Genomic DNA, 26,329 nt, shown 5'->3' on the forward strand with positions numbered 1-26,329 from the left:
ACGGACGGTCCGGGCGGGCGGTCACTCCCCGGGCCGCGCGAACAGGTCGGTCACCCGGTCGGCTTCCCCGACCAGGACGGAGCCGACGACGCTCATCACCAGCACGTAGCCGACGGTAAACGCCGGCAGGACGCCGCCGAGGCGGCCGGTCCCCACCTCGACGGCCAGCGCCACGAGCACCAGCGAGAACTCCCCGCGCGGGACCAGCGCGAGGCCGACCCGCAGCGAGCGCCGTCGGTCCAGGCCGTAGACGCGCCCGGAGAGGACGCCGCCGACCAGTTTTCCCAGCGTCGTCAGGCCGACGGCGACGGCCAGCAGGCCCAGCACGCCAGCGACGAGGGTCACGTCGGTCGCCAGCCCGATGGCGAAGAAGAAGACGGCGGCGAAGAGGTCCCGGGCGGGCGCGACGACGTGTTCGATGCGCTCGACGTGGCTGGTCTGGCTCAGGCCGGTCCCGAGGAAGAAGGCGGCGACGGCCTCGCTGACCCCCAGGGCCAGCGCCGCACCGGCGACGACGGTGGTGACCCCGACCACCCGCAGGACGAACTGCTCGTCGGAGTCGGTGTCGAACGCCCGCTCGAAGAGGCCGGCTCCGTACCACGCGACCCCCGCCAGCGCCCCGAGGAAGGCGAAGGCGGTGCCGACGGAGACGGCGGCCGACCGGAGCCCGCCCCCGCCGGTGACGGCCGCAAGCAGCGCGAGGTAGACGGCGATGAGGAGGTCCTCGAAGACGAGCGTCCCGAGGATGGGGTCGCTCTCGTCGTTGGCGATCCAGCCGGTCTCGATGAGCGACTTCGTGACCACGGCCGACGAGGAGATGTAGACGACGCCGGCGAGAAACAGCGTCTCGACGAGCGTCCACCCGAAGGCGACCCCGATGGCCAGGCCGAGCCCGAAGTTCAGGGCGAAGTCGACGACGCCGACGGCGGTGATCTTCCGGCGGTCCCGCAGCAACTGGTCGACGCTGAACTCCAGCCCGAGGAAGAAGAGGAGGAAGACCACGCCCAGTTCCGCCAGCACGTCGACGAACTCCCGGTCGCCGACCAGTGCCGTCGAGAGGCCGAGCCACTCGGTCGGGGCGTTGGGCCCCAGCAGGACGCCCGCGAGGATGTACGCGGGGATGACCGACAGGCCGACCCGGCGGGCCAGCAGGCCGGCGGCGGCCAGGCCGGCGACGGCGACGCCCAGTTCGAGGAGGAGCTCAGCCATCCTCGGGGGCGACGAGTGCTTCGACGGCCGCCTGCTCGTCGCGGGTCCCCAGGGTGACGAGGATGTCCCCGGCTGCGATCGTGTCGTCGGGGCTGGGGTTGGGGATCGTCTCGGCCCCGCGCTGGATGGCGATGACGGAGACGCCGGTCTGCTGGCGCAGCTTCGCCCCCGAGAGGGTCCGCCCGGCGACCGGCGAGTCGGGGTTGACGTCCAGCCACTCGATGATGGCGTCGCCCAGCGGCACGTCCACCGAGTCGGTCTCGACCGGCTGGAAGTACGCCCCCTGGAGGATGGCCCCGACCTTCCGGGCGCGGTCCCCCGAGAGGCTGAACAGGCGCTGGGCGTCCGCGTCCGGGCCGTCCTTGTGGAACACCTCGCGCTTGCCGTCGTGGTGGACGAGGACGACGAGGCGCTGGTCGCCGTCCAGTTCCACCTCGAACTTCTTGCCGACGCCCGGGACGTCGGTCTCGTAGACGGTCATACGGGGAGCCACGTGGGGCGTACACATAGCGGTCGGGGTGGCCCCGCTGCGAGCCATCCGTCGGCAGCCCGCCGCTCCGAGGCGACGCATCTTAGACCCCGAACCGCCAATCACGGGTATGGTCGACCGCATCCTGAAGGTCAACGCGTACACGACGTTCGACCTGCTCGACGGCGAGGTGGAGGGACACGGCTTCTCGGAGGAGGCGCTGGCGGTGCTGAACGTCACCGCGCCCCGCGAGGACCCCGACCACGTCGAACTGCAACTGGAACTGGACAACACCCAACTCGAGGAGGTCCGGCCCCACGCCGAGCGGGTCACGCTCTCGGCCGACCAGGCCCGGGAACTGGCCGGGGAGCTGGAGAAGTACGCCGACAGGGTCGAGGCCGCACAGACGGAGTGAGCGCCCGCCGACGCGGGAGCGGCAACGCCTGAACGAACCGAGGGTTCTTTGTCGTGTGGTCACGTACCACGCTCCGATGTCCACGGACTCGCCCGGCAACCCCGCGGCGCGGGAACTGGGGTACTGCCCGTGCTGTGGCTACCGGACGCTCCCGAAAGCCCCGCCGGGGTCCTACGAGGTCTGTCCCGTCTGTGGCTGGCTGGACGACCCCCACCAGTTCGGCGACGTCGACTACGTCAGCGACACGAACCACGTCTCGCTCGCGACGGCCCGCGAGAACGTCCGGGAGTACGGGGCCGCCACCCCCGACCAGGTCGAGGAGTGTGTCGCCCCCGACGAGTTCGACCGGGACCCGAACTGGCCCTACGACGGCTGAGCCGCGCACGGCCGGTGGTCCGGCGGGCGACGGCGTGGCTACCCCGCGAGCGAGATGTCGAGGTACAGCATCACGACCGTCCCGGCCATCAGCCCCAGCGTCGCCACCCGCTCGTAACCGCGGCGGTGGGTCTCGGGCACGATCTCGTCGGAGATGACGAACAGCATCGCCCCGGCGGCAAAGCCCATCGCGTAGGGCAGCAGGGGTTCGACGAGCGTGACGGCGACCGCGCCGAGGATCGCCAGCGGGATCTCGACGATCCCGGCCCGCACGCCGGCGACGACGGCGTAGAACCGCCGGTCGAGGCCGGCGTTGATGGCGGCGACGGACACCGCCAGCCCCTCCGGGACGTTCTGGATCCCGATGGCCAGCATCAGCGCGACGGCCCCGCCCAGTTGCCCCGGATCCGTCGCCGCCGCCCCGAAGCCGACGCCGACCGCCAGCCCCTCGGGCATGTTGTGGAGCGTGATCGCGAGGACGAACAGGACGACGCCGGCGAGGCGCTCGTCGCTGACCGGCAGCGTCTCCCCCGGCTCGGCGGCGTCCTCGCGCCGGCGGCCGGTCAGGAGGTAGTGGGCGTGCGGGAGGAAGCGGTCGGCCTGGTCGAGAAAGAGCGCCCCGAGCGCGACGCCGAACAGCGTCGGTAGCGGGTCCCCGCCGGAGTACTCCTCGATGCCGGGGATGATGAGGCTCGTGAACGCCGCCGCCAGCATCACGCCCGCGGCGAAGCCCAGCGCCCCGTCCAGCGCCCGCTCGGAGGGGTCCCGCCAGACGAACACCAGCGACGCGCCCAGCAGATTGAGCCCGGCGATGACGACGCCCCCGACCAGGCCAGCCACCAGCGGATCCGTCCCGACGGTCGCCCGGAACAGATCGACCAATCCTGCCTGCATACCCCCCAGTGTACGGCGCGCCCGCTTGTAGCTACCGCCGGCCCGGAAGGCTTTTGCCCGCCGTCGGCGGAGTCGTGAGTCGATGGCACGTGCCACGCGCGGAGCCGCCCTCGTCGCCGTCAGCCTCCTCCTGCTCGCCGGGACGCTCGCCGTCGGCGCGGCGACCGCCCCCGAGCGCGGGATCGCCGACGACACCGCGACCAACGACACGCTCGTCGGCTCGCAGGGCGGCGGGCCGGGCTGGCACGAGCGGGGCAGCGTCTACCTCGTCCGGGGCGGCGAGGTCGCCTGGGCGGAGGGCAGCGCCGACAGCTACTTCGACGTGACTCGGCTGCCCAACGGCTCGGTGATGGCGGGGTTCATGCACTCGGGCTACGAGGCGGGGTGTGGCCCCTACGAGCCGCCCTGCACCAAGACCGGCTTCCGGATCATCGACCCCGACGCCTCCGGCGGCCCGGCGGTCACCGGCGAGTACGCCTTCCCGGTCCGGACGGCCAAGAACAGCGAGACCCACGACGTGGAGCGGCTCCCCTCCGGCGAGTACCTGCTCTCGGACATGGAGCACGAGCGGATCTTCACCGTCCGCGACGGGGAGATCACCTGGCAGTGGAACGCCTCCTCGTTCTACGACGCGCCGCCGGACCCGACGGCGCGGGACTGGCTCCACATCAACGACGTGGACGCGCTCAACGACACTCACTACCTCGTCTCCGTGCGCAACGCGAACCAGCTGGTCGTCGTCGAGCGCGGCGCGGGCGTCGTCGAGGTGGTCAACGCGGACCGCGCGGCCGGGAACGACGACTCCTGCCGGAGCTCCACGCAGCTGCACGACTTCGACGGCGACGGCGAGATCCGGTGTGGGAACCCCGAGGTGCTGGACCACCAGCACAACCCACAGTGGCTCGGCGACGGCGCGGTGCTTGTGGCCGACTCCGACAACGACCGCGTGGTCGAACTCCACCGGGAAGACGGCCGCTGGACGCCCGCCTGGACCCTGGAGCGGGCCGGCGGCATCGAGATCCACTGGCCCCGGGACGCCGACCGGCTGGACAACGGCAACACGCTGGTGACGGACACGCTGAACAAGCGCGTCTTCGAGGTGACGCCCAACGGCACCGTCGTCTGGAGCACCCGCACGCCGAGCGACTCGCCGATCCCCTACGAGGCCGAGCGGCTGCCGGAGGGCGAGCGGGTCGGGGCGGTCAAGTACGACGCGAGCGGGGAGCAGCAGCCGGGAGACACCGACACCGGGACCGCGACGCCCTCGGGCGGCGTGCCGGGCCTGTCGCTGCTGCTGGTCGGGGTCAAGGCCGTCGCGCCGTGGCTCCCGTTCTGGTTCGGGGAGCCCCACCTCCTGCTGTCGCTGCTGTCGGGCGGCGGCGTGGTCGTCGGCGGCGTCGACTGGTACCGGGAGCGCTAGAACGGCGTCCCGGAGCCGACGAGCCGCCGCATCTCCATCGCCGAGGAGAAGTCCTCGCGGGAGACGACGTGGACGCCGTCGGGTCCCTCGACCAGCGCGGCGCTGGCTCGGGATCCGCTCAGTGCCACGAGGGCGTCGAACGCGGGGGTGTCGGCCGACAGCCGCGGCAGGTCCGTCTCCATCAGGTCCGCGACGGTGTCGGCCTCGCGCTGGGCCTTCGAGAGTTCGCGGAAGTCGGCGACGGTGACGACCCCGACGGCCTCGCCGTCGCGGGTGACCGCGAACTCCGGCGAGCGGTCGGCGAACATCCGGTCGACCAGCTCCTCGACGCTGGCGTCGGCCTCGATGGACAGTTGAGTCGGACGGGCGACGTCGCCGACGGTGAGCCCCTCCAGCAGGTCCGACAGCGCCACCGTCCGGGACTCGCCCGTGGCGGCGGCGTAGATGAACAGCGCGAGCAGGAGGAGGATCGGGCTAAAGGAGAGGACGCCGAAGACGGCAAACAGCAGCGCGAACAGCGTCCCGATGCGGGCGGCGATGCGGGTCGCACTGGCGTAGGGCCGCGAGCGGGCCAGCAGCGCCCGCAGGACGCGCCCGCCGTCCATCGGGAACGCCGGCAGCATGTTGAACACCGCCAGCGTCACGTTCGTCACCGCCAGCCAGCCGACGACGAACAGCGCCACCGTCGCCGACGACGGGATGGCAAGCAGCGCGGCGTAACAGACGACGCCGACGAGGACGCTCGTGATCGGGCCGGCGACGGCGATCCAGAACTCCCGGTCCCACTCCCGGGGCATCTCCGTGAAACTCGCGAGGCCGCCGAGGATCCACAGCGTGATGGACTCGACTCTGAGGTCGTAGCGCATCCCGGCCCACGCGTGGCCCAGTTCGTGCAGGGCGACGCTGACGAACAGCCCGATCGCGGCCGCGCTCCCGACGAGCCACTCCGTCGGTCCCGCCTGCAGGCGCGCCAGGTCGAGCTCCGTGCCGGCGAGGCCGCCGACGATCCCGGCGTACAGCTCGATCTGCTGGCCGCTGCCGATGAGCCACGCCAGCACCGGGAGGAAGATCAGTAGGGAGACGTTGACCTTGATGGGGATGCCCCAGACGGTCGTGATACGGTAGTTTCGCACGCCGGAGAGACGACCGGCCGATTGGTAAGCGCTTCGCCGAGACCAAAGAGTCAGGCCGGCGGCCGCCCGAGGGCCGATATGGTCGACTGGGGCGTGTATCTGGTGACCGGCGAGTCGCTGTCGGCGGGCCGGACCACCCGCGAGGTGGTCGAGCGGGCCGTCGCCGGCGGCGTCGGCGTCGTGCAGTTGCGGGAGAAAGACCGGTCGGTGCGGGAGCGCTACGAGATGGGGCAGGCGCTCCGCGATCTGACCCGCGAGGCCGGCGTGGCGTTCGTCGTCAACGACCGCGTGGACCTCGCGCGGGCGCTCGACGCCGACGGGGTCCACCTCGGCGACGACGACCTGCCGGTCCCGGTCGCGCGGGACCTGCTGGGCGCGGACGCGATCGTCGGCCGGTCCGTCTCGACGGTCGCCGACGCCGAGGCCGCCGAGAGGGGCGGCGCGGACTACCTCGGCGTCGGTGCCGTCTACGCCACCGGCTCGAAGGAAGACATCCCCGAGGACGAGCAGGGCATCGGCCCAGAGTGCGTGGCCGCCATCGCCGACGCCGTCTCGATCCCGGTCGTCGGGATCGGTGGGATCACCCCCGAGAACGCCGCGGCGGTGACCGCCGCGGGTGCCGACGGCGTCGCGGTCATCACGGCCATCACGGCCGCCGACGACCCCGAGGCCGCGGCGCGAGCGCTCGGTGAGGCCGTCGAGCGGGGCAAGGGCGACCGCGACGGGTGACCGGATCAGTCCGTGAGCTTCCGCCGGAGCCGGCGCTCGTCGACGCGGTACTTGAACGCCGGCGACCCGTCCAGCAGGACGTACGGGACCCGCTCGCCGTACGCCTCCCGCAGTTCCGGGTCGGCGTCCACGTCGACCAGCGAGAGGTCGACGGCGACCCCCTCCTCGTCGGCGACCCGCTCGATGGTGTCGACGGCCTCCGAACAGAGGTGGCAGTCCTCGCGCGTGTAGACGGTGACCGAGACGTCGCTCATCGGCGGCGGTTGGCGCGCCAGCGGCAAGTGCCTCTCGCTCGCGGCCCGGCGAGCGAGACCGGCCGGGGGCGAGAGGTTTCTACGTGTCCAGTCCCAACGGGGCGGTATGTCAGGCTGGACCGCGGCCGATCTGCCGTCGCTCGCCGGCGAGACCGTCGTCGTGACCGGAGCCAACAGCGGCGTCGGCTTCGAGGGGTCGAAGGCGCTGGCCGACGCGGGCGCGACGGTGGTGATGGCCTGCCGGAGCGTCGACCGCGGGCAGCGGGCGGCCTCGGAGATCCGGGCGTCGGTCGCCGACGCCGACCTCGACGTCCGCGAGTGCGATCTCGCCGACCTCGACAGCGTCGCGGCCTTCGCCGAGGGAGTGAGAGACGACTACGACGGCGTCGACGTCCTCTGTAACAACGCCGGCGTGATGGCGGTCCCCCGGAGCGAGACCGCCGAGGGGTTCGAGACGCAGTTCGGCGTGAACCACCTCGGCCACTTCGCGCTGACCGGGCGACTGCTGCCGGCCCTGCGGGCCAGTGACGGCGAGGCCCGCGTGGTCACGCAGTCCTCGGGCGTCCACGAGCAGGGCGAGGTGGACTTCGACGACCTCCAGTCCGAGCGGTCCTACGGCAAGTGGGACGCCTACGCCCAGAGCAAGCTCGCGAACCTCCTGTTCGCCTTCGAGCTCCAACGGCGGTGCGACGACCACGGGCTCGGCGTCGTCAGCGTCGGCTGTCACCCCGGCTACGCCGACACGGACCTCCAGTTCCGCGGCCCCCGCGAGTCGGGGTCGACCGTGCGGCTCGCGGCGATGAAGGTCGCCAACGCCGTCCTCGCCCAGTCCGCCACGCAGGGGGCGCTGCCGATGCTGTACGCGGCGACGGCCGACGGCCTCGGCGGGGAGTACGTCGGCCCCGGCGGCCTCCTGAACATGCGTGGGGCTCCCGAGATCCAGCAGCCCAGCGCCGCCGCCCGCGACGAGGCCGTCGCCGAACGGCTCTGGACCGTCTCCGAGGAGGTGACGGGCGTCAGTTACGCCTTCGCCGACGGGGCGGAGCCGGCGGCGACCGAGGGGTGAGGCGGCGAGGGGTGCGGGCGACGGTGTGCTTTTGAGCGCGCGACCGTACAGGTAGGGTATGGACGGCACGCTCGATCACACGATGCTCCGGGTCGCGGACCTGGAGGGGTCGCTCGACTGGTACCAGACGCACCTCGACTACGAGGAGAAGGACCGCCACGAGGGGGACGGCTTCACCATCGTCTACCTCGGCCCCGAGGAGATGCACGAGGAGGGCGCGATGCTGGAGCTGACCCACAACGAGGGCGAGACCCCCGAGGTCGGCGACGCCTGGGGCCACATCGCGGTCCGGGTCCCCGAGGGCGAACTGGAGGCCCACTACGAGCAGCTGATGGACGAGGGCGTCGAGGACTACCGCGACCCCGAGTCCTGTGGCGGCCGCTACGCGTTCGTGAAAGACCCCGACGGCCACGAGGTCGAGATCGTCCAGCGCGACCAGGGCGCGACGTGGTCGCTGGACCACACGATGATCCGCGTCGAGGACGCCGACCGGGCGCTTGGCTTCTGGACCAGGAAGTTCGACTACCAGGAGGTCGGCCGCTGGGAGTCCGACACCTTCGCGAACTACTTCGTCGAGCCCGAAGACGCCGCCGACGAGGCGATGTCCGTCGAGCTCACCTACAACTACGACGGCCGGAGCTACGACATGGGCGACGCCTGGGGCCACCTCTGTGTCCGGCTGGACGACCTCCAGGACGACTGGGACCTGCTGCTGAAACGCGAGGCCGAGGACTACCGCGACCCCGAGTCCTGTGACGACATGTACGCCTTCACCAAGGACCACGACGGCCACGAGATCGAGCTGCTGGAGCGGGACCCCGACGCCGACTCGCTGTTCCCGTTCTGACCGACCGAGGGTCGTGGTAAGCGCCGCCATCTGGTCGACGTTCCGACCCGATGGCAACAGTTTTTCAACGAGCGAACGAGAACCCCGGCCCGATGCAAACCGTCGAAATCGTCGTCAGGCTGCTGGCTGGGGTCGGGCTCATCCTCGCCAACGGCTTCTTCGTCGCCATCGAGTTCGCGCTGACGCGGGCCCGTCAGTTCACCGAAGACGAGTTCGTCGACGGGAGCGCCGCCCTCGAACGCGCCTGGGAGATGACCAACAACCTCGAGATCTACCTCACCACCTGCCAGGTCGGGATCACCGCCTCCTCGATCGCGGTCGGGATCGTCGCCGAGCCGGCGCTGGCGGCCATCTTCGAGCCGCTCTTTGCCAACACGACGCTGGCGTCGGTGGGTGCAGGTGCCGTCATCGCCTTCCTCATCATCAACCTCGTCCACCTCACCCACGGGGAGCAGACGCCGACCTACCTCGGCGTCGAGCGCTCCCGGATGGTCTGCCGGTACGGTGCAGCGCCGCTGTACTGGTTCAACTACCTCATCTCGCCGCTCATCACGCTGGGCGACGCCGTCGCCAAGTGGACGCTGCGGCTGTTCGGCATCGAGATGACCGGCGCGTGGCTGGAGACCGAGGAAGACGTCATCGAGTCCCGCGCAGACCTCCGGAACAAGCTCGGCTCCGTGCTCGAACAGGGGGACCTCCCCGAGGAGCGCCGCGAGGAGGTGCTGTCGGCGCTGCAGGTCGGCGAGCGGTCGGTCCGCGAGATCATGCTCCCGCGGGAGGAGATCGTCGCGCTGTCGACGGCCGACGACGAGGCGACCAACGCCCGGCGGGTCGCCGAGACGCCCCACACCCGCTACCCGCTGATCGGCGAGAGCTTCGACGAGTTCCTGGGCATCGTCTACGTCCCCGCGCTGGTCCGGGAACACGGCGACACCGGGTTCGAGGGGAACCTCCTCGAGGACGTCGACCTCCAAGCCGTCGCGGCCCCGCCGATGACCGTCTCGCCCGACACCGACGTCAGCGACCTCATCGACCAGTTCCAGGTCGAGCGCCAGGAGCTCGCGCTGGTCGTCGAGGACGGCGACGTGATCGGGCTGGTCACGGTCACTGACGCTCTCGAAGAGGTCGTCGGGGACATTCAGGACCCCGAGGACCTGCAGGCCGGCGTGGAGTGACGCGACCCGGAGAGGTCGCCGTGCCCTCGCAGCCGACGCGTCGCCGCGGCGGCCCCGCTCACCGCGGCGGCGTGTAGACGTTCAGCGTCGCCAGCGGCTCGCCCCCGTCGTTCTCGACCGCGTGGCGTTCCCCTGCGTCGATGCGCAACAGATCGCCGGCCGCGACCCGCTGGTCGTCGCCGTCGACGGTGACGACGCCGCGCCCGGCGACGACGAACAGCCACTGGTCGCTGTCGGCGTGGTAGTTCTCCGGACCGCCGACGGTCCGGCCCGGTTCGACGGTCATCTCGGCGACCTGTGCCTCGTCGGTCTCCATCACGACCTCGAAGTAGCGGTCGAAGTCGAGGTGCGCGCGTTCCATAGCGGCCGTTCGGGCGGGCGGACCCTGTTCGTTGCGGGCCGAACCGGTAACGCTCAACAGCCGTCGGCCCGACGCGTCGGTATGGACCGCACCGCGCTCGTCGAGCGGTCGCTGGCGGAGTACGAGGCGACGCAGGGACTGGACCCCGACTGGCTGGACGAGGTGGGCGCGACCTACCGCGAACAGGGGTATCTCACGCGCGAGCAGCTGTACGACCTCGCCTACGCGAGTTCGACCCGCAGCGCCCACCACGTCGAGACCAACCCCGAGGCTCGCTGTCGGGAGGTCACCCGGAACGTCCGACGCGTCGACGGCGACTTCTCGCAGATACAGTTACTCTCCGGCCTCAGCGGCTTCAAGGCCCCGACGGCGTCGGCGGTGCTGACCGCGCTCGACCCGGATCGCCACGCCGTCGTCGACACGCGAGTGTGGGCGTCGCTGGACCGGCTGGGCTATCTGGAGGGCCGCAAGGAGTCGTTCGACGCCGCCGACTACGTGACGATGATCGAGTCGATCCGCGACATCGCGGCCGAGACAGGTCACGCCGCCGACGAGGTGGGGTACGCGCTGTTCGCCTACGACGTGGCCGAGCGCGAGGGGACCCTCCACTGAGCGGGACCGAGTCACACGGCCGCAGGACGTCCGTCTGACGAGAGTATTTATCCGAGCGGGCGCTTCGTTCGGACCTGATGGACGAGGCGTACCTCGACCTCGAGGAGGTCGAACTCGAACTGGACGAGGACGTGCTGGCCGAGATCGACGAGAAGGCGTTCGCGGACCACCGGGACAACCGCGACGCCGCCGTCAGGGACCTGCTGGACGAGTGGCTGAAGGCCCGCGAGTGACTCAGACCGTCAGCGTCTCGCCCAGCGCGGGCGCGCCGGCGTCGAGCCCGTCGGCCCGCAGTTCGGCGGCGAACTCCCCGCACCGGTCGCCGTGGTTCACCAGGATCTGGCTGTCCCGGTAGCTGTCGAGAAACCCCAGCAGCCCCTCGCGGTCGGCGTGGGCGGAGAACTCGTGGAGCTCCACCTGCGCGCTGACCGGCATCACGCGGCCGTCGAGTTCGGCGGTGCCGGTCTCCAGCAGCTGGCGGCCGGGCGTCCCCTCGACCTGGTAGCCGGTCAGCGCGACCGTGTTCGTCGGGTCGCCCCGGATGGCGGGGACGTAGGTCATCGCCGGGCCGCCCGAGAGCATCCCCGACGTGGTGATGATCACGGTGTTCTGCTCGGCGATGCGCTCGCGCTGGCCGTCGCGGCCGTCGACGAACCGGGCGCTGGACGCCGCACCACGGAGCGCGTCGGCGTCCCGCAGGAACTCGGGGTGGCGTTTCAGTTGCTCGGTGACGCGCTGGCCCATCCCGTCGACGTAGCAGTCGATGTCGTGGGCCGCACAGACGAGCATCGCCTCCTGCGTGCGGCCGATGGCGAAGGCGGGGACGACGACGGTCCCGCCCCGCCAGACCGTCTCCCGCAAGCTCTCGGCGAAGCGGCGCTCGACGGCGTCGCGGGGCTCGTGTGTCACGTCCGAGTACGTCGACTCGCAGATCACGGCGTCGGCCGCGGGCCGGGCCGTCGAGGGGGCGACGAGCCGCTGGCGACCGGTGTGGAAGTCGCCGGTGTACAGCAGTCGGGTCTCCCCGTCGTCGACGAGGACGTGTGCGCTCCCGGGGATGTGGCCGGCGTCGTACAGCGTGACCTCGTAGCCGGCCGCTTCGAACGGCTCGCCGTAGCCGTGGGTCTCGGACACCTCGCCCAGCCGGCGGACGTCGGTGTCGGTGAACGGACAGCGCGGGGTCGAGCCGTGGAGCTTCAGCGTGTCCTCGGCGAGCGTTCGCGCGAGGTCCCGCGTCGGCGGCGTCCAGTGGATCGCGGGACGGTCCCGCCCCGACAGCAGCGCCGGCACCGCGCCCGCGTGGTCGAGGTGGCCGTGGGAGACGACGACCGCGTCGGGGTCGACGTCGCCGACGGGGTACTGGGGCGGGGACTCGCTGGCCATCCCGTAGTCGAGCAGCAGGCGGTCGTCGACGAGGACGGCGCTGCGGCCGATCTCGTCGGCTCCGCCGAGGAACTGGACCTCCATCGGGCCGGGATAGCGGCCTCGTCCGTTAGTGCTCGTCGGTCCGTGTGTCGTCGGGCACGTCGACCGCGACCTCGTTGCGCCGCAGGAACGGGGGCCTCCACGCGTCGCTGGACTGGCGGAAGACCGGCTCGCCGCGCGGCCCGATCCCCCGGGCTTCGAGCGCGTCGGTCAGCCGCCGGCGGGCGCGGGCCACGCTGTACACGGTCCGGCGGGACCGGCGCAGTCCCGCGCCGTCGAAGCGGGCGAGCGTCTCGGAGGGCTCGCGCTCCGCCGAGCGCGTGCTGTACAGGGCGACCCAGAGCGCGAGTGCCGCGCGGACGGTGACCAGCAGCGAGCGTATCCGTGACGACATCAGAGGACGGGCCCGACCCGCGCTAAGGTCCGGCCCGATATCCCGGAGCGTTTCGTCCTGTCGACGACTGACGCGCCGGTATATGTTCTCTCACCGTCTCTGATCCGATGAGGCGGTGGCTGTGAACCGGTCCCGTGTGGGGGACGGTACCGGTGGCTGTGTGGTTCGCTAGCACTACTACATAAACGATTATTATGATTGGCCCGCAAGATGAAATCGCTATGGCGACACGCCAGCAACCCCCGACCACGTACCACACGTGCAGCTGCGGTGAGGAGTTCGACACGACGGAGGAGCTCCTCGACCACGCACGAGAGGCACACGGGCTCGACGTATTCTGAGGCTGGCTGTCGCGGTTTCGTCACGAACGGGTGTCGGCGTCGGTTCTGACGCTGAAGCGGGCGTAGCCGCCGTGAGAAAGGTCTAACGCCCCCAGCCACCAGTTCCACCGCTCGGCGACCGTGTGGTCGCCCGGCGCGTCCCGGAGGTTCCGGACGACCTCGTCGACGGTCAGTTCGCCGTCGAAGTCGGCGTCGAACTGGCCGGCGTCGGCCAGGTCACGGGCCTGCCGTGCGACCACCCGCGCCGTCGCCTCGTCGGCGTCGAAGGTCTCGCGGAGTGCGCGCTCCAGTTCCTGTCTGTCCACATCGGTGTACAGACGGCCTGTGACCTTGAATCCACGGCGTCGTCACGCTCGCGTCCCGCGAAAAAATGTCCGGCAGTGCGCCGACTCCCGCGCTTCGCTGCTCGCGGGTCACGTCGACCCCGCTCGTTCCGAGACCTCGCTGCGCTCGGCTCTCGCGTCAGTCGTCCGCTTCGCCCTTCTCGATAGGCGCGCCGACCAGGTTGCCCCACTCGGTCCAGGAGCCGTCGTAGTTGATGGCGTCGTCGTAGCCCAGCAGTTCGTGCAGGGCGAACCAGGCGACGGAGGACCGCTCGCCGATGCGGCAGTAGGCGACGACCGTGGAGTCGCCGTCGATGCCCTCCTCGGCGTACAGTTCCTCGAGCTCCTCGCGGCTCTTGAAGGTGCCGTCGTCGTTGGTGACCGCTGCCCACGAGATGTTCTTCGCGCCGGGGACGTGGCCGCCGCGCTGGGCGGTCTCCTGGAGTCCGGGGGGCGCGAGGATCTCGCCGGAGAACTCCTCGGGCGAGCGGACGTCGACGAGCGGCAGCTCGCGCTCGATGGCGTTCTCGACGTCCTCGCGGTAGGCGCGGATGGACTCCCGGGGCCCGGAGGCCTCGTAGTCGACGGCGTCGAACTCGGGGACCTCGTCGGTGAGCTCGTAGTCGTTCTCGACCCAGTACTCGCGGCCGCCGTCGAGCAGCTTCACGTCGTCGTGGCCGTAGTACTTGAACTGCCAGTAGGTGTAGGCGGCGAACCAGTTGGAGTTGTCGCCGTAGAGGACGACCGTCGAGTCCTCGCTGATGCCGTGGGACCCCAGCAGGTCCTCGAAGTCCTCCTTCGAGAGGATGTCGCGGGTGGTCTGGTCCTGGAGGTCCGTCTCCCAGTTGAACCCGATGGCACCGGGGATGTGGCTCTCGTCGTACAGCTCCGTGTCGACGTCGACCTCTACGAGTCGGTGCTCGGGGTCGTCGCTCTGGAACTCCTCTAAGTGCTCGCTGACCCAGTCGGCCGAGACGAGCACGTCGTTGGCGTAATCAGTCATAGTGCGTTGAACCGTTGGTCCACCGCTCATATAGTACCACGAGTGCCGGTATAAACCACCACTCATCCCCCCTCGTGACACATATTGCCGCTACTGTGCGGCCGTCTCTCGTGAACTTGTGTCACACCGATGACGACGATCGGGGGACAGGACGGGGACTGCGCCGGGTCCGGGAACGGGGCCACACCACTCCCGGCAACAAATGCCGCAGCCTTCGACCCCCGCCGATAGGAGTCTTGAAACGGCCGGAGCGGGTACCACCGGTGATGACCGACATCGTCGCCGCCGACTGGGTCGCCGACAACCGCGCGGCCCTCCGCATCGTCGACGTGCGCGACGCGTGGGAGTACGACGGGCTGGGTCACCTCCCGGACGCCGTCAGCGTCCCGTTCGACCGGTTCCGCTCGGAGAGCGACGACAGCGAGGGGATGCTTCCCGGCGAGGCCGACTGGGCGTCGCTGCTCGGGGAGGCGGGGATCGCGGCCGACAGCGAGATCGTCGCGTACGACGACCACCACGGGGTCTTCGCCGCCCGCTTTCTCGTGACGGCGGAGCTGCTGGGCCACGACCCCGAGCGGCTCCACCTGCTGGACGGGGACTTCTCCAGCTGGCGGCTCGACCACGAGACGAGCAGCGACGCGCCCGACGTGGACCCGACCGACTACACCGTCGATCCCCCGTCGGCCACGCCGCTGGTCGACGCCGACGCCGTCGCCGCGGCCGCCGACGACCCCGACGCCGTCCTGGTCGACACCCGCGAGGCCGAGGAGTACGCCGAGGGCCACATCCGCGGCGCGGTCCTGCTGGACTGGCGTGACCTCGTCGACGACGAGAGCCGCGGCGTGTTGCCCCGCGAGGAGGCCCTCGACGTGCTGGCCGACGCCGGGATCGTCCCCGAGAAGCGCGTGGTGCTGTACTGCAACACCGCCCGCCGGATCAGCCACACCTACGTCGTTCTCCGACATCTCGGGTTCGAGGCCGTCGACTTCTACGAGGGGAGCCTGACCGAGTGGGCGGCCCAGGACCGGCCGCTGGCGAGCGGGCACCCGGAGGAGTAGGCGGGGTCAGCGCCGCTCCTGTTCCGGCCTGCGCTCCTCGGCCAGCAGGTTCGCCGCCTCGACGAACAGCGCGACGACGACGGGGCCGGCGATGAACCCCACCAACCCGAGCGAGAGCACCCCGCCGGTGAACCCGGCGAAGTAGAGGCTCGCCGGCATCCCCGTGGTGTAGCGGGCCAGGCGCGGCCGGATGACCGCGTCCGGCAGGAACCCCACGAGCACGAAGCCGAAGACGGTGACGAGCGCGGCCCCGATGGGATCGCCACCGACCAGGTCGGCGACGGCGATGGCCAGCACCACCACGCTCGGCCCGACGACCGGGATGAACTGGAGGACGCCGGCGACGACCGCCAGCGCGAACGCGCCGCGGTAGCCAAGCGCCCCGAACACCACCCACGCCACGAGGAAGGTGCCGAAGGCCGTCGCCGCCTGCAGGACGTAGATGGCGAACAGCGTCCCGCGGAGGCGTTCGTGAAACCGCTCGACGACGTCGTGGTACGCCGCGGGTACCGTCCGGTAGACCGCCTGCCCGGGCGCGGTGGGCCGCCACAGCAGCGCGTAGACGAGGATGGTGAACAGGACGATCTTCAGCGCGATGATCGGCGTCTCGCTCGCCAGCTCGACGGCGACGGCCGTCAGGACCGCGCGCGCCCCGGCCAGCGCCGCCGCGATGTCGACGGTGTAGCTCATCTCGCCGATGGCGACGATCAGTGTCTCCGGAAGCGCCCGGAAGAACTCGAAGAGGTCCCGCCGGCGGAGGTACAACACGGCCACCAGCGGGAGGAGGACCAGCGAGCCGGCGACGAAGGCGATGACGGTCGTCACGGCCGCCGCCAGCCGCTTCGAGAGCCCCCGGTCGGCGACCCACTCCGAGAGCGGGTAGAGGACGTACGCGACCGTGATGGCGAAAAACACCGTCGCCAGCACGCTCGACAGCAGGGCCGCCGTCAGGACCCCGAGCGCGACGAGGACGAAGGCCAGTACGTACCGCCGTTCGATGGTGACCACGGCCGCTCTTCTCCGGTAACCGACTAAAACGTTCGCGCCACACGGGGTCGACCGGCCTCAGGGCGCGACGCCGACCGTGACGAGGGTGCCGTACTCCCGGTAGCGCTCGACCATCGCCTCGCGCGTCTCCCAGTCCTCGGTGGGGAACTCGCTCGCGGGCGGGATCTCCACCTCGCGGTCGGGGACGTTGTCCTGGACGGCGACCGAGAGGCCCGCCTCGCGGAAGGCCCGGCGGTACTCGGCGGCGCTCCAGCGGGTCATCGGCACGTCGACGAGATCGTCCCACGCGTGGGAGTGGACGTTCTCCTCGTAGTAGTTCACGGCGCAGTGGAAGGTCCCGCCCGGCGCGAGGACGCGGGCGACCTCCGAGAGGACCCCGTGGGGGTCGTCCGCGTAGTAGAACGCCTCCATCGAGAAGCAGTGGTCGACGCCGTCGGTCCCGAAGGGGAGGTGTTCGAAGTCGCCGACGAGGTAGGCGACGTCGGGATCGTCGGTGTACGATCGGGCGTTCGCGGCCATCTCCGGGGAGGCGTCGATGCCGTAGACGCGGCCCGCGTCCTTGGTCTCCTTGAGGGCGCGACCGGCGTAGCCGCTGCCACACCCGAGGTCGAGGACGGTGTCGCCGGCCTCGACGGGCATCCGAGCCAGGGCGTGCTTGGCGGTGTGCCAGTGACGATCCTCCATCCCGCGGTCCTTCCCGCGGGCGGCCCAGTCGTCGAACTCGTCGCTGACGCTCATACCGGGAGGGGGTGGCCCGCCGGGAAACCGGTTGTGCTTCGGGAACTGTTAGGTGGCCGGGCCGTCACGCCGACGTATGAGCGCCCTGCTGGCCGCCGTCGGGTTCGTGATCGTCGCCGGCTACGCGGTCGGCGGTGCCGTCGCGACCGCCTACTGGGTGTACCGGGACGCGGCCACGCGGGGGAGCCCGCGCGCCTCGCTGTGGGCGCTCGGGGTCGCGCTGCTGGTGGTCCCGGTCCTGCCGGCGTACCTGTTCGTCCGGCGGCGGCTGCCGCCGCGCCGGGACTGGCGACCGACCGACCGCTACGCGGGCGTCGTCGCCGCGACGCTGCTGACCGGGTTCGTCGTCGCCGCCCTCGTCGCGCCGCCGGACCCCGTCGCGCGGGCGCGCTGGTCGCTGGCGCTCTCGGCGGTGACGGCCCCGGTCGCGTACCTGCTGACCGAGCGACCGGACGAGGCGAGGCAGTAGGGTTATCCGAGCCGGTGCCGGACCCAACCGTATGAGCCGCCGGGCGCGTCGGTACAAACTCGCCGACACCGCACAGCAGATCGTCGGTGGGTTCCTGCTTGCCGGCCCCTTCGTCGTCACCGCCGAGGTGTGGGAACTCGCCGTCAACATGACGCTGTACCACGCCGCCGCCGTCACGGCCATCGTCTTCGCCATCGGCTACGGCGCGCTGTACAAGGCCGACGACGACCGGGACGTGGACCGCGAGGCGGAGGTCGGCGGCGTCCCGGTTCGGTTCGTCTCGCTGATGCTGGTCGCGTTCGGCTCCGTCCTGACGCTGGCGCTCGTGTTCACCGCGCCCGAGACGTTCCTCGTCGACGGCGGGATGCTCCCGGACCCGACCCCGGTGCGGGTCGCGGTCACGACGCTGAAGGCCGTCGCCGTCGGCGCGATCTTCAGCGTCGTCGGCGCTGCCACGGCCGACAGCGTGTTCTGACCCCGGGGTTTCAAGGCCCGCTCCCGTGAGAGCTTCGGACGATGCCCGGAGACGACGAGCGCGGCGGCCTGTTCGGCGTGCCGGTCGACGCGCTCGCCGACGGCGGCGGACTGGTGGCCGACTGCAGGCGGGGCGTCTCGTTCCCCCGGACGATGGACCGCGGGACCGCCCTGCGTGGCGGTCTCCTCTTTCTCGCCGCCGTCCTCTATCTGCCCGCGCCCCTGCTCGTCGGCTACGTGCTGGCGGCGGCCCGGGCGGCCGCGGCGGACGCGCCGGCCCCCTCGTTCGCGAACTGGAAGCGACAGTACCTCCGCGGGCTCGGCGGGATCGCCCTCGTCGGGGGTGCCCTGTTCGTCCCGGCGTTCGTCGCCGTGCTGCTCACCACCGCGATCGGGGGGCAGGAGCCGAGCGACCCCGTCGCCGCCCTGCTCGTCCTCGCCTGGGCGTACCTGACGCCGTGGACGCTGGCCGTCTACGCGTGTGACTCCTGGCGCGGCTTCCTCGACGGCGCGGCCTGGCAGTGGCTCGTGACCCCGGCGTACGTGGCGACGGTCGTCCTGACGGCGGCGGGGCTGGCCGTCGGCTACGTCCTCGTCCTCGTCACGGCGATCACCGTCGTCGGCTGGCTGTTCGTCGGCTTCCTCGCGCTGGTCGCGATCGGCGCGTTCCTCGGCGGACGGTACCGGAGCTACCGGCGCGGTGCCGCCGGGGAGACCCCCGCGGCGGCGGACGCGGTCGCCGGCGGCCTCCGCTCGGCCGTCGGCCTGGTCGGGTCGGCGGTCGACGCCCGCTCGTCGGAGGCCGGCGGCGGGACGCCGAGTCCCGACAGCGCCGGCGGGGACGGCGCGGACGGCGACGACGGGGACGGCGTCCGCGACTACACCCGGTACCGGGAGCGGGCGCGCCGCGTCGAGACGACCGGCCCGCTCGCGCGCCTGGAGAGCGGCGACGACGGCCGGGTCCAGTTCCGCTCGCTGGAGCACGACGACGAGGCGGCGGTTGCGGCGTTCGAGCGGGCGGTCGAGCGCTGGGAGCGGATCGACGACGCCGACGCCGTCGCGACGGTCCTCGACACCGGCTCCGAGCCGACGCCGTGGGTCGCCCACGACCCGCTCGACGCCCCGCTCCGGGAACTGGGCGGCGACCTCTCGCCCGGTGCCGTCGTCGCCGTCGCCGCGGCCGTCGACGACGCGCTGACCACCGGACGGCGGTACAGCGTCGCCCACGGGGCGGTCACGCCCGACTGCGTGTTCGTCTCGCGGGCGGGCGGGAACGCCCCCGCCCGCGAGCGGATCGACGCCGCGGTCGGCGACTGGGAACTCCGCCGCGACCTGGCCGACGTGGTCGAGTCGGCGACGCTGCCGGCACACTTCGCCGCCCCCGAGCAGTTCGGCGAGGGGCCGACCGACGACGCCGTCGACGTCTACCAGCTCGGGGCGGTGGCCCACTACGCGCTGTTCGGGACGCCGCCGTTCGCCGACGCCGCGCCCGAGACGCTCCGGGACCCCGACCGGGACGTGACCTGGACGGTCCCGTCGGGCCACCACGTCGACGACGCGACCGTGGCCGCCCTCCGGCGGGCGCTGTCGACCGACCCCGCCGACAGACACGAGTCGACGGGCGCGTTCGTGGCCGACCTGCGGCGGGCGCTCGGCCCCGGCGAGTGACCGGCGGTCGACACCCGCAGGCTTAATGCCGGTCCCGCCGCTCTCTCGGGCATATGGAGTACACGCTGGCCATCGAGAGCACGCCGGACACCGTCGAGGGTGGGACCGGAATTCTCCTCTTGCACCCCAGTACCGGCGAGACGGACCGACTCGACACGGAGTTCCTCGCGACGGACACGGACGCGATGCTGGTCATCTCGACGCGGACGACCGCCCGCGAGGTCAAGCAGAAGCTGGAGTACTACGAGGTCGACGAGTCGAGGGCGACCATCCTCGACACGCTGTCGGTCGAGCGGGGGTACACGCGCCGCCAGTCCGACAACGTCCGCTACGCCTCCGCGCCGGACGACCTGGACGGCATCGTCGAGGAGACGGAGGCGTTCCTGGCCGAACACGACGGGAAGCTCCGCGTGAGCTTCGACTCCGTGACGGAACTCGTCTACTACGCCGACGAGGAGCGGGCGATGGCAGCACTCGAAGACGTCCTCGAACTGCTCGCCGAGTACGACGCGGTCGGGATGTTCCACCTCGCGGACGAGGTCCACGACGAGGAGACGGTCGCCGCCTTCCGGGAGCTGTTCGACGGCGTCGTCGAGCTCCGCGAGGACGGGACCGTCACCAGCGAGTTCTGAGCGGCCCGCTCGCGGCCGTGCCAACAATTACCAAACCACCAACAATTAATACGACATAGTTCCTCATTCCGAGGTGTATGCCGGAGTGTCAGAACTGCGGAAATTTTGTAACGGCTGACTACGCGCGCGTGTTCACTCCCAACGGAGTCGAGAAACCGCGGGTCTGCCCCCAGTGCGAGGACAAGATCCGCGACGGGGCCGACGTGCGGGAAGCGCGGTCGACGCGACGCGGATAACCCAGCGGCGTCGAGCGGGTCGGGTTTCGGCCGGCAGCGGTCCGCTGTCGGGGCGCGGTCACAGTCTCTTCTCGGGAGTCAGCGGGCGTCAGCCAGGAGCCCGCGGGCCGTCGACAGGACGGCGTCGGCCCGCTCGGCCGCGCGGGCCTCTGCGGTCAGCCGGACGAGCGGCTGCGTGCCGCTCGCTCGCAGGAGGAACCACGCGTCCCCGAGGTCGACGCGGACGCCGTCAAGCGTCCGGACCGAACCCGCGTCGTACTCGTCGGTGACCGCCTCGCGGACCCGGTCCATCACCGCCCCCTTGTCCTCGACCGCGACGCTGTCCCGGCGGATGGGGTAGGTCGGGACTGCGGCCGCCCGGTCGGCCAGCGGCCGCTCGGCGTCGAGGCGCGCGACCGTACAGGCCGCCAGCGGGCCGTCGGGACACAGCGTCCGGTCGGGCCAGATCCACGCGCCGCTTGGCTCCCCGCCGAACGCGACCCCGGGCTCGCTGGCGGCCTCGGCGACGTAGACGTCCCCGACCGGCGTGTACTCGACGTCCACGTCGGCCTCGGCGAGGTAGTCCGCGACGGCGAGGCTGGTGTCGACGGGGACCGCCACCCGCTCGCCCGCCTCGGCCGCCGCACGGGCGAAGATCGCCAACAGCACGTCCCCCGAGAGATAGGTGCCGTCGCCGGCCACCGCCCGCATCCGGTCGGCGTCGCCGTCGTGGGCGATCCCCAGGTCGGCGTCGCTCTCGGCGACCAGCGTCGTGAGCGACTCGCAGTGCTCGGGGGTCGGCTCGCTGGGCCGGCCGGGGAACGCGCCGTCCGGCTGGGCGTTCAGCGTCTCGACCCGACAGCCAACCGACTGGAGGGCGTCGACGGTGACGCCGCCGGCCCCGTTGCCGACGTCGACGACGACACGGCGGTCCAGCGCCGCCCCGTCGACCGCGTCCCGGAGCGCGGCGACGTGGCGGTCCCGGGCGTCCCACCGCTCGCGGTCGCCGGTCCCGTCCCAGTCGGCGGGGTCGAACGCGCCGGTCCGGAGACGCTCCTCGATCTCCTCGCGGGCCGCGGCGTCGAACGCCTGCCCGGAGGGCTGCCAGAGCTTCAGGCCGTTGTCCTCGGGGGGGTTGTGGCTGGCCGTGACCGAGACGCCGGCGTCGGCGTCGCGCCAGCCGACCGCCCGGCCGACCGTCGGCGTCGCCGCCACGCCGAGGTCGATCACGTCGGTGCCGCTCTCGCGAAGCCCCGCGACCAGCGCCGACCGGAGGAACTCCCCGCTCTCGCGGGGGTCCCGGCCCACGACGACGCGGTCGCGGTCGACGCCGAGTGCGCGGCCGACCGACAGCGCCAGCTCCGCTGTCACCGTCTCGCCGACCGGGCCGCGGATACCGCTCGTCCCGAACAGGTCCATACCGGGAGGGCGGCGGGCGGGCGAAAAAGGCTACCGCTCGGCCGCGGACCACTCGCAGGCCGTCCCCTCGGCCAGCGACTCGGCGTCGACGTGGGCCGACAGACAGCCGTAGTTGCAGAACCGGCCCGTCGGCTCGCCGCCGGGCCCGCGCGAGACGTACACCGGGTCGTGGTCCTCGACCCGGCACCCGCAGTAGGTGCAGTCCATATCGGGTGACAGACGCCGGAGCGACAAACGTTTTGGCCGGTCCGCGACAGGACCGGGTATGAAACAGGGCGGCTCCGACGCGGCGAAGCGCGCGGCCGGCGAGGCGGCGGCCGAGGCAGTCGAGGACGGACAGGTCGTCGGGCTCGGAACGGGGAGCACGGCGGCCCACGCCATCCGGGCCGTCGCCCGGCGGGTCGACGCCGGGCTGGACGTGACCGGCGTCGCCACCTCCTTCCAGTCCCGCGAGCTGGCCCGCGAGGCCGGCGTCCCGCTGGCGGACCTCGACGAGGTGTCGGTCGACGTCGCCATCGACGGGGCCGACGAGGTGGCCGGCGGCGACCTGGTGAAGGGCGGCGGTGCGGCCCACGCCCGCGAGAAGGTCGTCGACGCGAGCGCCGACCGCTTCCTCGTGGTCGCCGACCCCACGAAGGAGGCCGACCGGCTCTCGCACCCGGTGCCCGTGGAGGTGCTGCCGGCCGCCCGCTCGACGGTCGCCGACGCGGTCGGGGAACTGGGCGGGGACCCCAACCTCCGGCGGGCCGAGCGCAAGGACGGCCCCGTCGTCACCGACAACGGCAACCTCGTGCTGGACTGTGACTTCGGGGCGATCGCGGACCCGGCGGGCCTGGCGGCCGACCTATCGGCGCTCCCCGGCGTCCTCGAACACGGGCTGTTCGTCGGGCTGGCCGACGCCGTCTACGTCGGCAGCGAGGACGGCGTGACGGTCCGAGCGCCGTAGCTGCCGCTGGTCGGGTCGCACCCGAAAGAAAGACTGCTGGAAGACGACCTTACAGGTCGCGCGGCTGGACCGTCTTGCGGTCGTTCTCGCTGGCTCGGCGGGAGGCCTCGGCCAGCAGCTCCTCGACTTCCTCGTCGAGAGCATCGTAGAAGTCCGAGGCCACGTTCATGTCATCGAGCTCTTCCTTCACGGCGGCTTTGACGATTAGGTCTGCCATACACCGCACTGTCCGTCGGGGTTGCTTAAATACTTTCCCCAACCGGACGGCTCTCAGCGCTACTCGCGGGGGTTTGAGAGGTTTTTGGCCGAGACAGACTATATAAATAGCCCCGTCGGACGTGGACAACCGTGACAGATCGCCGGGTGGGTCGACGCGAGCCCCGGACGGCCGTGCTCGCGCGCGACGGCCGAGAAACCGACGCATAGGAGTGGCGGGCGCTCGGACGGGTGTGTATGCGCGAGATACTCGACGCGGTGGCGGCGGGCGACCTCTCGCCCGCCGAGGCGGAGACGGAGCTCGCCGGCTACGCCACCACCGGCGCGGGGCGGTTCGACGCCGCCCGCGAGCGGCGGTCCGGAGTACCGGAGGCGGTGCTGGCCGACGGCAAGACCCCCGCGGAGGTGGCGGACCTGGCGGCGACGGCGATCGAGACGACCGATCGGGCGATCGTCACACGGATCGACGGCGACCAGGCGACGGCGGTCCGGCGGGAGCTGGCCGGCGTCGCGCCGGCGGCGACGGTCCGGTGGGACGAGCGGTCGCACTGGCTGGTCGCGGCGACCCCCGACTTCGAGCGGCCGACCCTCGACGCCAGCGTCGCCGTCGTCACCGCGGGGACCTCCGACGCCGTCCCCGCGGGCGAGGCGGCGATGATCGCCCGCGAGATGGGGGCGACGGTCCGCCGGGTCGACGACGTCGGCGTCGCCAGCATCGCCCGGACCCTCGACGCCGTCGACGCCCTGCGCGACAACGACGTGCTGGTCGTCGCCGCGGGCCGCGAGGGGGCGCTGCCAACCGTCGTCGCCGGCCTCGTGGACACCCCCGTCGTCGGCCTCCCGGTCTCGACGGGGTACGGCCACGGCGGCGCGGGCGAGGCGGCGCTCTCGGGGATGCTCCAGTCGTGTACGGCGCTGTCGGTGGTCAACGTCGACGCGGGGTTCACCGCTGGCGTCCAGGCCGGCCTGATCGCCCGACAGGTCGACGCCGCACGGGGTACGGATGGCGAGTGAGCGGCCGAGTTGGGACGAAGTTCGGAGAGAATACCCACATATTTGGGTAAACCGTTATCCCCGTGTGTCCCGTCGTCACACACGTCGGCGGTGGTGTCGCCGACGACCACGATGCCTGAATGTGACCACTGCGGCGCGCACGTCTCAGACCAGTTCGCTCGGGTCTTCGCCGACGAGTACGGCGACATCCGGGCGTGTCCGAACTGCTCGGCGAACGCTGGCATCGCCGAGGTGTCGAGAGAGCGCGCCCACCACGGGTGAGGCCCGCTGGGCCACCTGCATCGTGTGATGACCACCGCGCGGAGCCTTCACTACGCGTACGTCCTCCGGTGTAGCGACGACACGCTCTACACCGGATACACGACCGACGTCGAGCGGCGCGTCCGCGAGCACGACGCCGGCGAGGGCGCGAAGTACACCCGCGGCCGCCGGCCGGTCGAGCTGGTCCACGTCGAGTCCTTCGAGAGCAGGTCCGCCGCGATGTCCCGCGAGTACGAGATCAAGCAGCTCTCGCGAGCGGAGAAAGAGCGCCTCGTCGCCGAGAGCGACGCGGAGACGGCGTTCGACCCGTAGCGCGGGCCACCGCGCCGCGGGTCGACGGGTGACTTTTTGCCGCCCGCACGCGAGCACGTCCGTATGGACGACGACGACGCTGCAGCGATAACCTTCGGCACCGACGGGTGGCGAGCGACGCTCGAGGAGTTCACCGCGCCCCGCGTGCGGATGGTCGGGCAGGCCGTCGCGACGACGCTCCGGGAGGCGGGCGCGTCGGGGACCGTCGCCGTCGGCTACGACGCCCGCGAGACCTCGCGGGGCTTCGCCGAGGAGCTGTCGCGGGTGCTGTGTGCCAACGGCTTCGACGCCCTGCTGCCCGAGCGGGACACGCCGACGCCGGTCGTCGCCTGGACCGTCCGGGACCGGGACCTCGCGGGGGCGCTCCAGATCACCGCGAGCCACAATCCCCCCGAGTACAACGGCGTGAAGTACATCCCCGAGGGCGGTGCGCCCGCCCTCCCCGACGTGACCGAGGCCGTCGTCGCCAACCTCGCCGAGCCGGACCCGCTGCCCGAGTCGGAGTGGGGGTCGGTGACGGAGGCGGACCTCGTCGCCGACTACGCCGACCACGCGCTCGGCTACGCCGACGCGGACCTCGCGGGCCTGTCGGTCGCCTACGACGCGATGCACGGCAGCGGCCGCGGCGTCACCGACGCCCTCCTCCGGCGGGCGGGCGCGGACGTGACGAGCCTGCGCGACGAGCGCGACCCCGACTTCGGCGGCGGGTCGCCCGAGCCGGCCGCCGAGAACGTCGAGGCGCTGGTCGAGCGGGTGCGGGAGGGCGACGCCGAGATCGGCGTCGTCAACGACGGCGACGCCGACCGCATCGGCGTCGTCACGCCCGAGCGGGGCTACCTGGATCCGAACCTCTTCTTCGCCGCCGTCTACGACTACCTGCTCGAGTCCCGCGAGGGCGACGTGGTCCGGACCGTCTCGACCTCCAGCATCGTCGACCGCGTCGCCGAGGCCCACGGCCGGGCCGTCCACGAGGTGGCGGTCGGGTTCAAGTGGGTCGCCGAGGCGATGGGGGACCACGACGCGCTGTTCGGCGGCGAGGAGTCGGGCGGCTTCGGCCTCACCGACCACCTCCGGAACAAGGACGGCGTCCTGGTGGCGCTGGTGGCCGCCGCGGCCGAGGCCGAGGAACCGCTGGACGCCCGCGTCGACCGGCTGCTGGACGAACACGGCGAGATCCACCAGGGGCGGGTCAGCGTCGACTGCCCCGAGGACCGGAAGGGGCCGGTCCTGACGGAACTGGAGGAGACGCTCCCCGAGTCGGTCGCCGGCGTCGCCGTCGAGGCCGTCACCACCGTCGACGGGTTCAAGATCGCGCTCGCCGACGGGACGTGGGTGCTGGTCCGCCCCTCCGGCACGGAGCCGAAGCTCCGGGTGTACGCCGAGGCCGGGAGTCGGGCGCGCGTCGACGAACTGCTCGACGCGGGCCGGGACCTCGTCGAGCCGCTGGTCTGATC

The 26,329-nt window shown here is 71.8% G+C and carries 35 protein-coding genes; 20 read left to right on the forward strand and 15 right to left on the reverse strand.

Features of this window, described 5'->3' with window-relative positions:
• Window positions 1–21: 21 nt before the first annotated feature.
• Both P0592_RS05460 and P0592_RS05465 read right to left on the reverse strand, forming a co-directional pair.
• Window positions 22–1,209 (reverse strand): cation:proton antiporter, encoded by a 1,188-nt coding sequence (locus P0592_RS05460; protein ID WP_276273264.1) that lies wholly within the window; start codon window positions 1,207–1,209, stop codon window positions 22–24.
• Window positions 1,202–1,690 carry a cation:proton antiporter regulatory subunit gene (locus tag P0592_RS05465; protein ID WP_276273265.1) on the reverse strand — a complete coding sequence of 163 codons (489 nt, stop codon included), beginning with the start codon at window positions 1,688–1,690 and terminating at the stop codon, window positions 1,202–1,204. The genes P0592_RS05460 and P0592_RS05465 overlap by 8 nt, the downstream gene beginning before the upstream one ends.
• Window positions 1,691–1,808: 118 nt before the next feature.
• Between P0592_RS05465 and P0592_RS05470 the strand changes: the two genes are divergently transcribed.
• Both P0592_RS05470 and P0592_RS05475 read left to right on the forward strand, forming a co-directional pair.
• Complete coding sequence (locus tag P0592_RS05470; RefSeq protein WP_276273266.1) at window positions 1,809–2,093, forward strand: DUF6360 family protein; 285 nt, start codon at window positions 1,809–1,811, stop codon at window positions 2,091–2,093.
• Between the two features lie 76 nt (window positions 2,094–2,169).
• Entirely contained in the window at window positions 2,170–2,469 is a 300-nt protein-coding gene (locus tag P0592_RS05475; RefSeq protein ID WP_276273267.1) for a CPCC family cysteine-rich protein, read from the forward strand.
• A gap of 38 nt (window positions 2,470–2,507) precedes the next feature.
• On the opposite strand, the gene P0592_RS05480 is transcribed toward P0592_RS05475, so the two are convergent.
• The gene (locus P0592_RS05480) at window positions 2,508–3,362 is read right to left on the reverse strand and encodes a ZIP family metal transporter (protein WP_276273268.1); all 855 of its coding nucleotides are present in this window, start codon (window positions 3,360–3,362) and stop codon (window positions 2,508–2,510) included.
• Between the two features lie 82 nt (window positions 3,363–3,444).
• Here P0592_RS05480 and P0592_RS05485 point away from each other — a divergent pair, with 82 nt between their 5' ends.
• Window positions 3,445–4,782 (forward strand): aryl-sulfate sulfotransferase, encoded by a 1,338-nt coding sequence (locus P0592_RS05485; RefSeq protein ID WP_276273269.1) that lies wholly within the window; start codon window positions 3,445–3,447, stop codon window positions 4,780–4,782.
• On the opposite strand, the gene P0592_RS05490 is transcribed toward P0592_RS05485, so the two are convergent.
• Window positions 4,779–5,915 carry a site-2 protease family protein gene (locus P0592_RS05490; RefSeq protein WP_276273270.1) on the reverse strand — a complete coding sequence of 379 codons (1,137 nt, stop codon included), beginning with the start codon at window positions 5,913–5,915 and terminating at the stop codon, window positions 4,779–4,781. The genes P0592_RS05485 and P0592_RS05490 overlap by 4 nt on opposite strands.
• Before the next feature lie 78 nt (window positions 5,916–5,993).
• On the opposite strand from P0592_RS05490, the gene thiE reads away from it, so the two are divergent.
• On the forward strand, window positions 5,994–6,644 hold the full coding sequence (gene thiE, locus P0592_RS05495; protein ID WP_276273271.1) for a thiamine phosphate synthase: 651 nt from the start codon (window positions 5,994–5,996) through the stop codon (window positions 6,642–6,644).
• Between the two features lie 5 nt (window positions 6,645–6,649).
• On the opposite strand, the gene P0592_RS05500 is transcribed toward thiE, so the two are convergent.
• The gene (locus P0592_RS05500) at window positions 6,650–6,898 is read right to left on the reverse strand and encodes a glutaredoxin family protein (protein ID WP_276273272.1); all 249 of its coding nucleotides are present in this window, start codon (window positions 6,896–6,898) and stop codon (window positions 6,650–6,652) included.
• 106 nt (window positions 6,899–7,004) lie between these two features.
• Between P0592_RS05500 and P0592_RS05505 the strand changes: the two genes are divergently transcribed.
• From P0592_RS05505 to P0592_RS05515, 3 genes are all read left to right on the forward strand, one after another.
• The gene (locus tag P0592_RS05505) at window positions 7,005–7,964 is read left to right on the forward strand and encodes an oxidoreductase (RefSeq protein ID WP_276273273.1); all 960 of its coding nucleotides are present in this window, start codon (window positions 7,005–7,007) and stop codon (window positions 7,962–7,964) included.
• 58 nt (window positions 7,965–8,022) lie between these two features.
• Window positions 8,023–8,811: a VOC family protein gene (locus P0592_RS05510; protein WP_276273274.1), complete on the forward strand. Its 789-nt coding sequence runs from the start codon at window positions 8,023–8,025 to the stop codon at window positions 8,809–8,811.
• A gap of 92 nt (window positions 8,812–8,903) precedes the next feature.
• Window positions 8,904–9,986, forward strand: a complete 1,083-nt coding sequence (locus tag P0592_RS05515; protein ID WP_276273275.1) for a hemolysin family protein — start codon at window positions 8,904–8,906, stop codon at window positions 9,984–9,986.
• Window positions 9,987–10,044: 58 nt separating this feature from the next.
• Here P0592_RS05515 and P0592_RS05520 read toward each other — a convergent pair whose 3' ends face one another.
• Window positions 10,045–10,347 carry a cupin domain-containing protein gene (locus P0592_RS05520; protein WP_276273276.1) on the reverse strand — a complete coding sequence of 101 codons (303 nt, stop codon included), beginning with the start codon at window positions 10,345–10,347 and terminating at the stop codon, window positions 10,045–10,047.
• An 81-nt stretch (window positions 10,348–10,428) separates the two neighbouring features.
• On the opposite strand from P0592_RS05520, the gene P0592_RS05525 reads away from it, so the two are divergent.
• Window positions 10,429–10,959: a hypothetical protein gene (locus tag P0592_RS05525; protein WP_276273277.1), complete on the forward strand. Its 531-nt coding sequence runs from the start codon at window positions 10,429–10,431 to the stop codon at window positions 10,957–10,959.
• Between the two features lie 77 nt (window positions 10,960–11,036).
• Window positions 11,037–11,192, forward strand: coding sequence for a ribbon-helix-helix protein, CopG family (locus tag P0592_RS05530; RefSeq protein WP_276273278.1), 156 nt, complete (start codon window positions 11,037–11,039; stop codon window positions 11,190–11,192).
• A 1-nt stretch (window position 11,193) separates the two neighbouring features.
• On the opposite strand, the gene P0592_RS05535 is transcribed toward P0592_RS05530, so the two are convergent.
• From P0592_RS05535 to P0592_RS05550, 4 genes are all read right to left on the reverse strand, one after another.
• Window positions 11,194–12,426 carry an MBL fold metallo-hydrolase gene (locus P0592_RS05535; RefSeq protein ID WP_276273279.1) on the reverse strand — a complete coding sequence of 411 codons (1,233 nt, stop codon included), beginning with the start codon at window positions 12,424–12,426 and terminating at the stop codon, window positions 11,194–11,196.
• A 25-nt stretch (window positions 12,427–12,451) separates the two neighbouring features.
• Window positions 12,452–12,778, reverse strand: a complete 327-nt coding sequence (locus P0592_RS05540) for a hypothetical protein (protein WP_276273280.1) — start codon at window positions 12,776–12,778, stop codon at window positions 12,452–12,454.
• 361 nt (window positions 12,779–13,139) lie between these two features.
• Window positions 13,140–13,424: a WNWW family protein gene (locus P0592_RS05545; protein WP_276273281.1), complete on the reverse strand. Its 285-nt coding sequence runs from the start codon at window positions 13,422–13,424 to the stop codon at window positions 13,140–13,142.
• A gap of 157 nt (window positions 13,425–13,581) precedes the next feature.
• On the reverse strand, window positions 13,582–14,445 hold the full coding sequence (locus tag P0592_RS05550) for a sulfurtransferase (protein WP_276273282.1): 864 nt from the start codon (window positions 14,443–14,445) through the stop codon (window positions 13,582–13,584).
• A gap of 266 nt (window positions 14,446–14,711) precedes the next feature.
• Between P0592_RS05550 and P0592_RS05555 the strand changes: the two genes are divergently transcribed.
• Complete coding sequence (locus P0592_RS05555) at window positions 14,712–15,503, forward strand: sulfurtransferase (RefSeq protein WP_276273283.1); 792 nt, start codon at window positions 14,712–14,714, stop codon at window positions 15,501–15,503.
• 6 nt (window positions 15,504–15,509) lie between these two features.
• On the opposite strand, the gene P0592_RS05560 is transcribed toward P0592_RS05555, so the two are convergent.
• Window positions 15,510–16,511: an AI-2E family transporter gene (locus P0592_RS05560; RefSeq protein WP_276273284.1), complete on the reverse strand. Its 1,002-nt coding sequence runs from the start codon at window positions 16,509–16,511 to the stop codon at window positions 15,510–15,512.
• A 57-nt stretch (window positions 16,512–16,568) separates the two neighbouring features.
• Window positions 16,569–17,249, reverse strand: a complete 681-nt coding sequence (locus P0592_RS05565) for a class I SAM-dependent methyltransferase (RefSeq protein WP_276273285.1) — start codon at window positions 17,247–17,249, stop codon at window positions 16,569–16,571.
• Between the two features lie 76 nt (window positions 17,250–17,325).
• On the opposite strand from P0592_RS05565, the gene P0592_RS05570 reads away from it, so the two are divergent.
• The 5 genes from P0592_RS05570 (at window position 17,326) to P0592_RS20210 (ending at window position 20,728) form a co-directional block, all read left to right on the forward strand.
• The gene (locus P0592_RS05570) at window positions 17,326–17,718 is read left to right on the forward strand and encodes a hypothetical protein (RefSeq protein ID WP_276273286.1); all 393 of its coding nucleotides are present in this window, start codon (window positions 17,326–17,328) and stop codon (window positions 17,716–17,718) included.
• A gap of 31 nt (window positions 17,719–17,749) precedes the next feature.
• Window positions 17,750–18,193 (forward strand): DUF2391 domain-containing protein, encoded by a 444-nt coding sequence (locus tag P0592_RS05575; RefSeq protein ID WP_276273287.1) that lies wholly within the window; start codon window positions 17,750–17,752, stop codon window positions 18,191–18,193.
• Window positions 18,194–18,234: 41 nt separating this feature from the next.
• Window positions 18,235–19,860, forward strand: a complete 1,626-nt coding sequence (locus P0592_RS05580) for a protein kinase family protein (protein WP_276273288.1) — start codon at window positions 18,235–18,237, stop codon at window positions 19,858–19,860.
• 53 nt (window positions 19,861–19,913) lie between these two features.
• A complete protein-coding gene (locus P0592_RS05585) occupies window positions 19,914–20,492 on the forward strand; it encodes a DUF7090 family protein (RefSeq protein ID WP_276273289.1) in 579 nt (192 codons plus the stop codon).
• 77 nt (window positions 20,493–20,569) lie between these two features.
• Window positions 20,570–20,728 carry a DUF7563 family protein gene (locus P0592_RS20210; RefSeq protein WP_044952319.1) on the forward strand — a complete coding sequence of 53 codons (159 nt, stop codon included), beginning with the start codon at window positions 20,570–20,572 and terminating at the stop codon, window positions 20,726–20,728.
• Between the two features lie 78 nt (window positions 20,729–20,806).
• Here the strand turns inward: P0592_RS20210 and glmM are convergent, their stop codons facing one another.
• Entirely contained in the window at window positions 20,807–22,126 is a 1,320-nt protein-coding gene (gene glmM, locus P0592_RS05590; RefSeq protein ID WP_276273290.1) for a phosphoglucosamine mutase, read from the reverse strand.
• A 30-nt stretch (window positions 22,127–22,156) separates the two neighbouring features.
• Complete coding sequence (locus P0592_RS05595; RefSeq protein ID WP_276273291.1) at window positions 22,157–22,333, reverse strand: hypothetical protein; 177 nt, start codon at window positions 22,331–22,333, stop codon at window positions 22,157–22,159.
• A 58-nt stretch (window positions 22,334–22,391) separates the two neighbouring features.
• Here P0592_RS05595 and rpiA point away from each other — a divergent pair, with 58 nt between their 5' ends.
• Window positions 22,392–23,072, forward strand: coding sequence for a ribose-5-phosphate isomerase RpiA (rpiA, locus tag P0592_RS05600; protein ID WP_276273292.1), 681 nt, complete (start codon window positions 22,392–22,394; stop codon window positions 23,070–23,072).
• A gap of 49 nt (window positions 23,073–23,121) precedes the next feature.
• Here the strand turns inward: rpiA and P0592_RS05605 are convergent, their stop codons facing one another.
• Complete coding sequence (locus P0592_RS05605; protein ID WP_276273293.1) at window positions 23,122–23,289, reverse strand: DUF1931 family protein; 168 nt, start codon at window positions 23,287–23,289, stop codon at window positions 23,122–23,124.
• Window positions 23,290–23,525: 236 nt separating this feature from the next.
• Between P0592_RS05605 and larB the strand changes: the two genes are divergently transcribed.
• From larB to P0592_RS05625, 4 genes are all read left to right on the forward strand, one after another.
• On the forward strand, window positions 23,526–24,302 hold the full coding sequence (gene larB, locus P0592_RS05610; RefSeq protein ID WP_276273294.1) for a nickel pincer cofactor biosynthesis protein LarB: 777 nt from the start codon (window positions 23,526–23,528) through the stop codon (window positions 24,300–24,302).
• Window positions 24,303–24,413: 111 nt separating this feature from the next.
• Window positions 24,414–24,563 carry a DUF7563 family protein gene (locus tag P0592_RS05615; RefSeq protein WP_276273295.1) on the forward strand — a complete coding sequence of 50 codons (150 nt, stop codon included), beginning with the start codon at window positions 24,414–24,416 and terminating at the stop codon, window positions 24,561–24,563.
• 27 nt (window positions 24,564–24,590) lie between these two features.
• Window positions 24,591–24,875 (forward strand): GIY-YIG nuclease family protein, encoded by a 285-nt coding sequence (locus P0592_RS05620; RefSeq protein ID WP_276273296.1) that lies wholly within the window; start codon window positions 24,591–24,593, stop codon window positions 24,873–24,875.
• Between the two features lie 63 nt (window positions 24,876–24,938).
• Entirely contained in the window at window positions 24,939–26,327 is a 1,389-nt protein-coding gene (locus tag P0592_RS05625) for a phosphohexomutase domain-containing protein (protein WP_276273297.1), read from the forward strand.
• Window positions 26,328–26,329 lie beyond the last annotated feature (2 nt).

The sequence above is a fragment of the Haloarcula litorea genome, from assembly GCF_029338195.1.
GTDB classification, from domain to species: Archaea; Halobacteriota; Halobacteria; order Halobacteriales; family Haloarculaceae; genus Haloarcula; species Haloarcula litorea.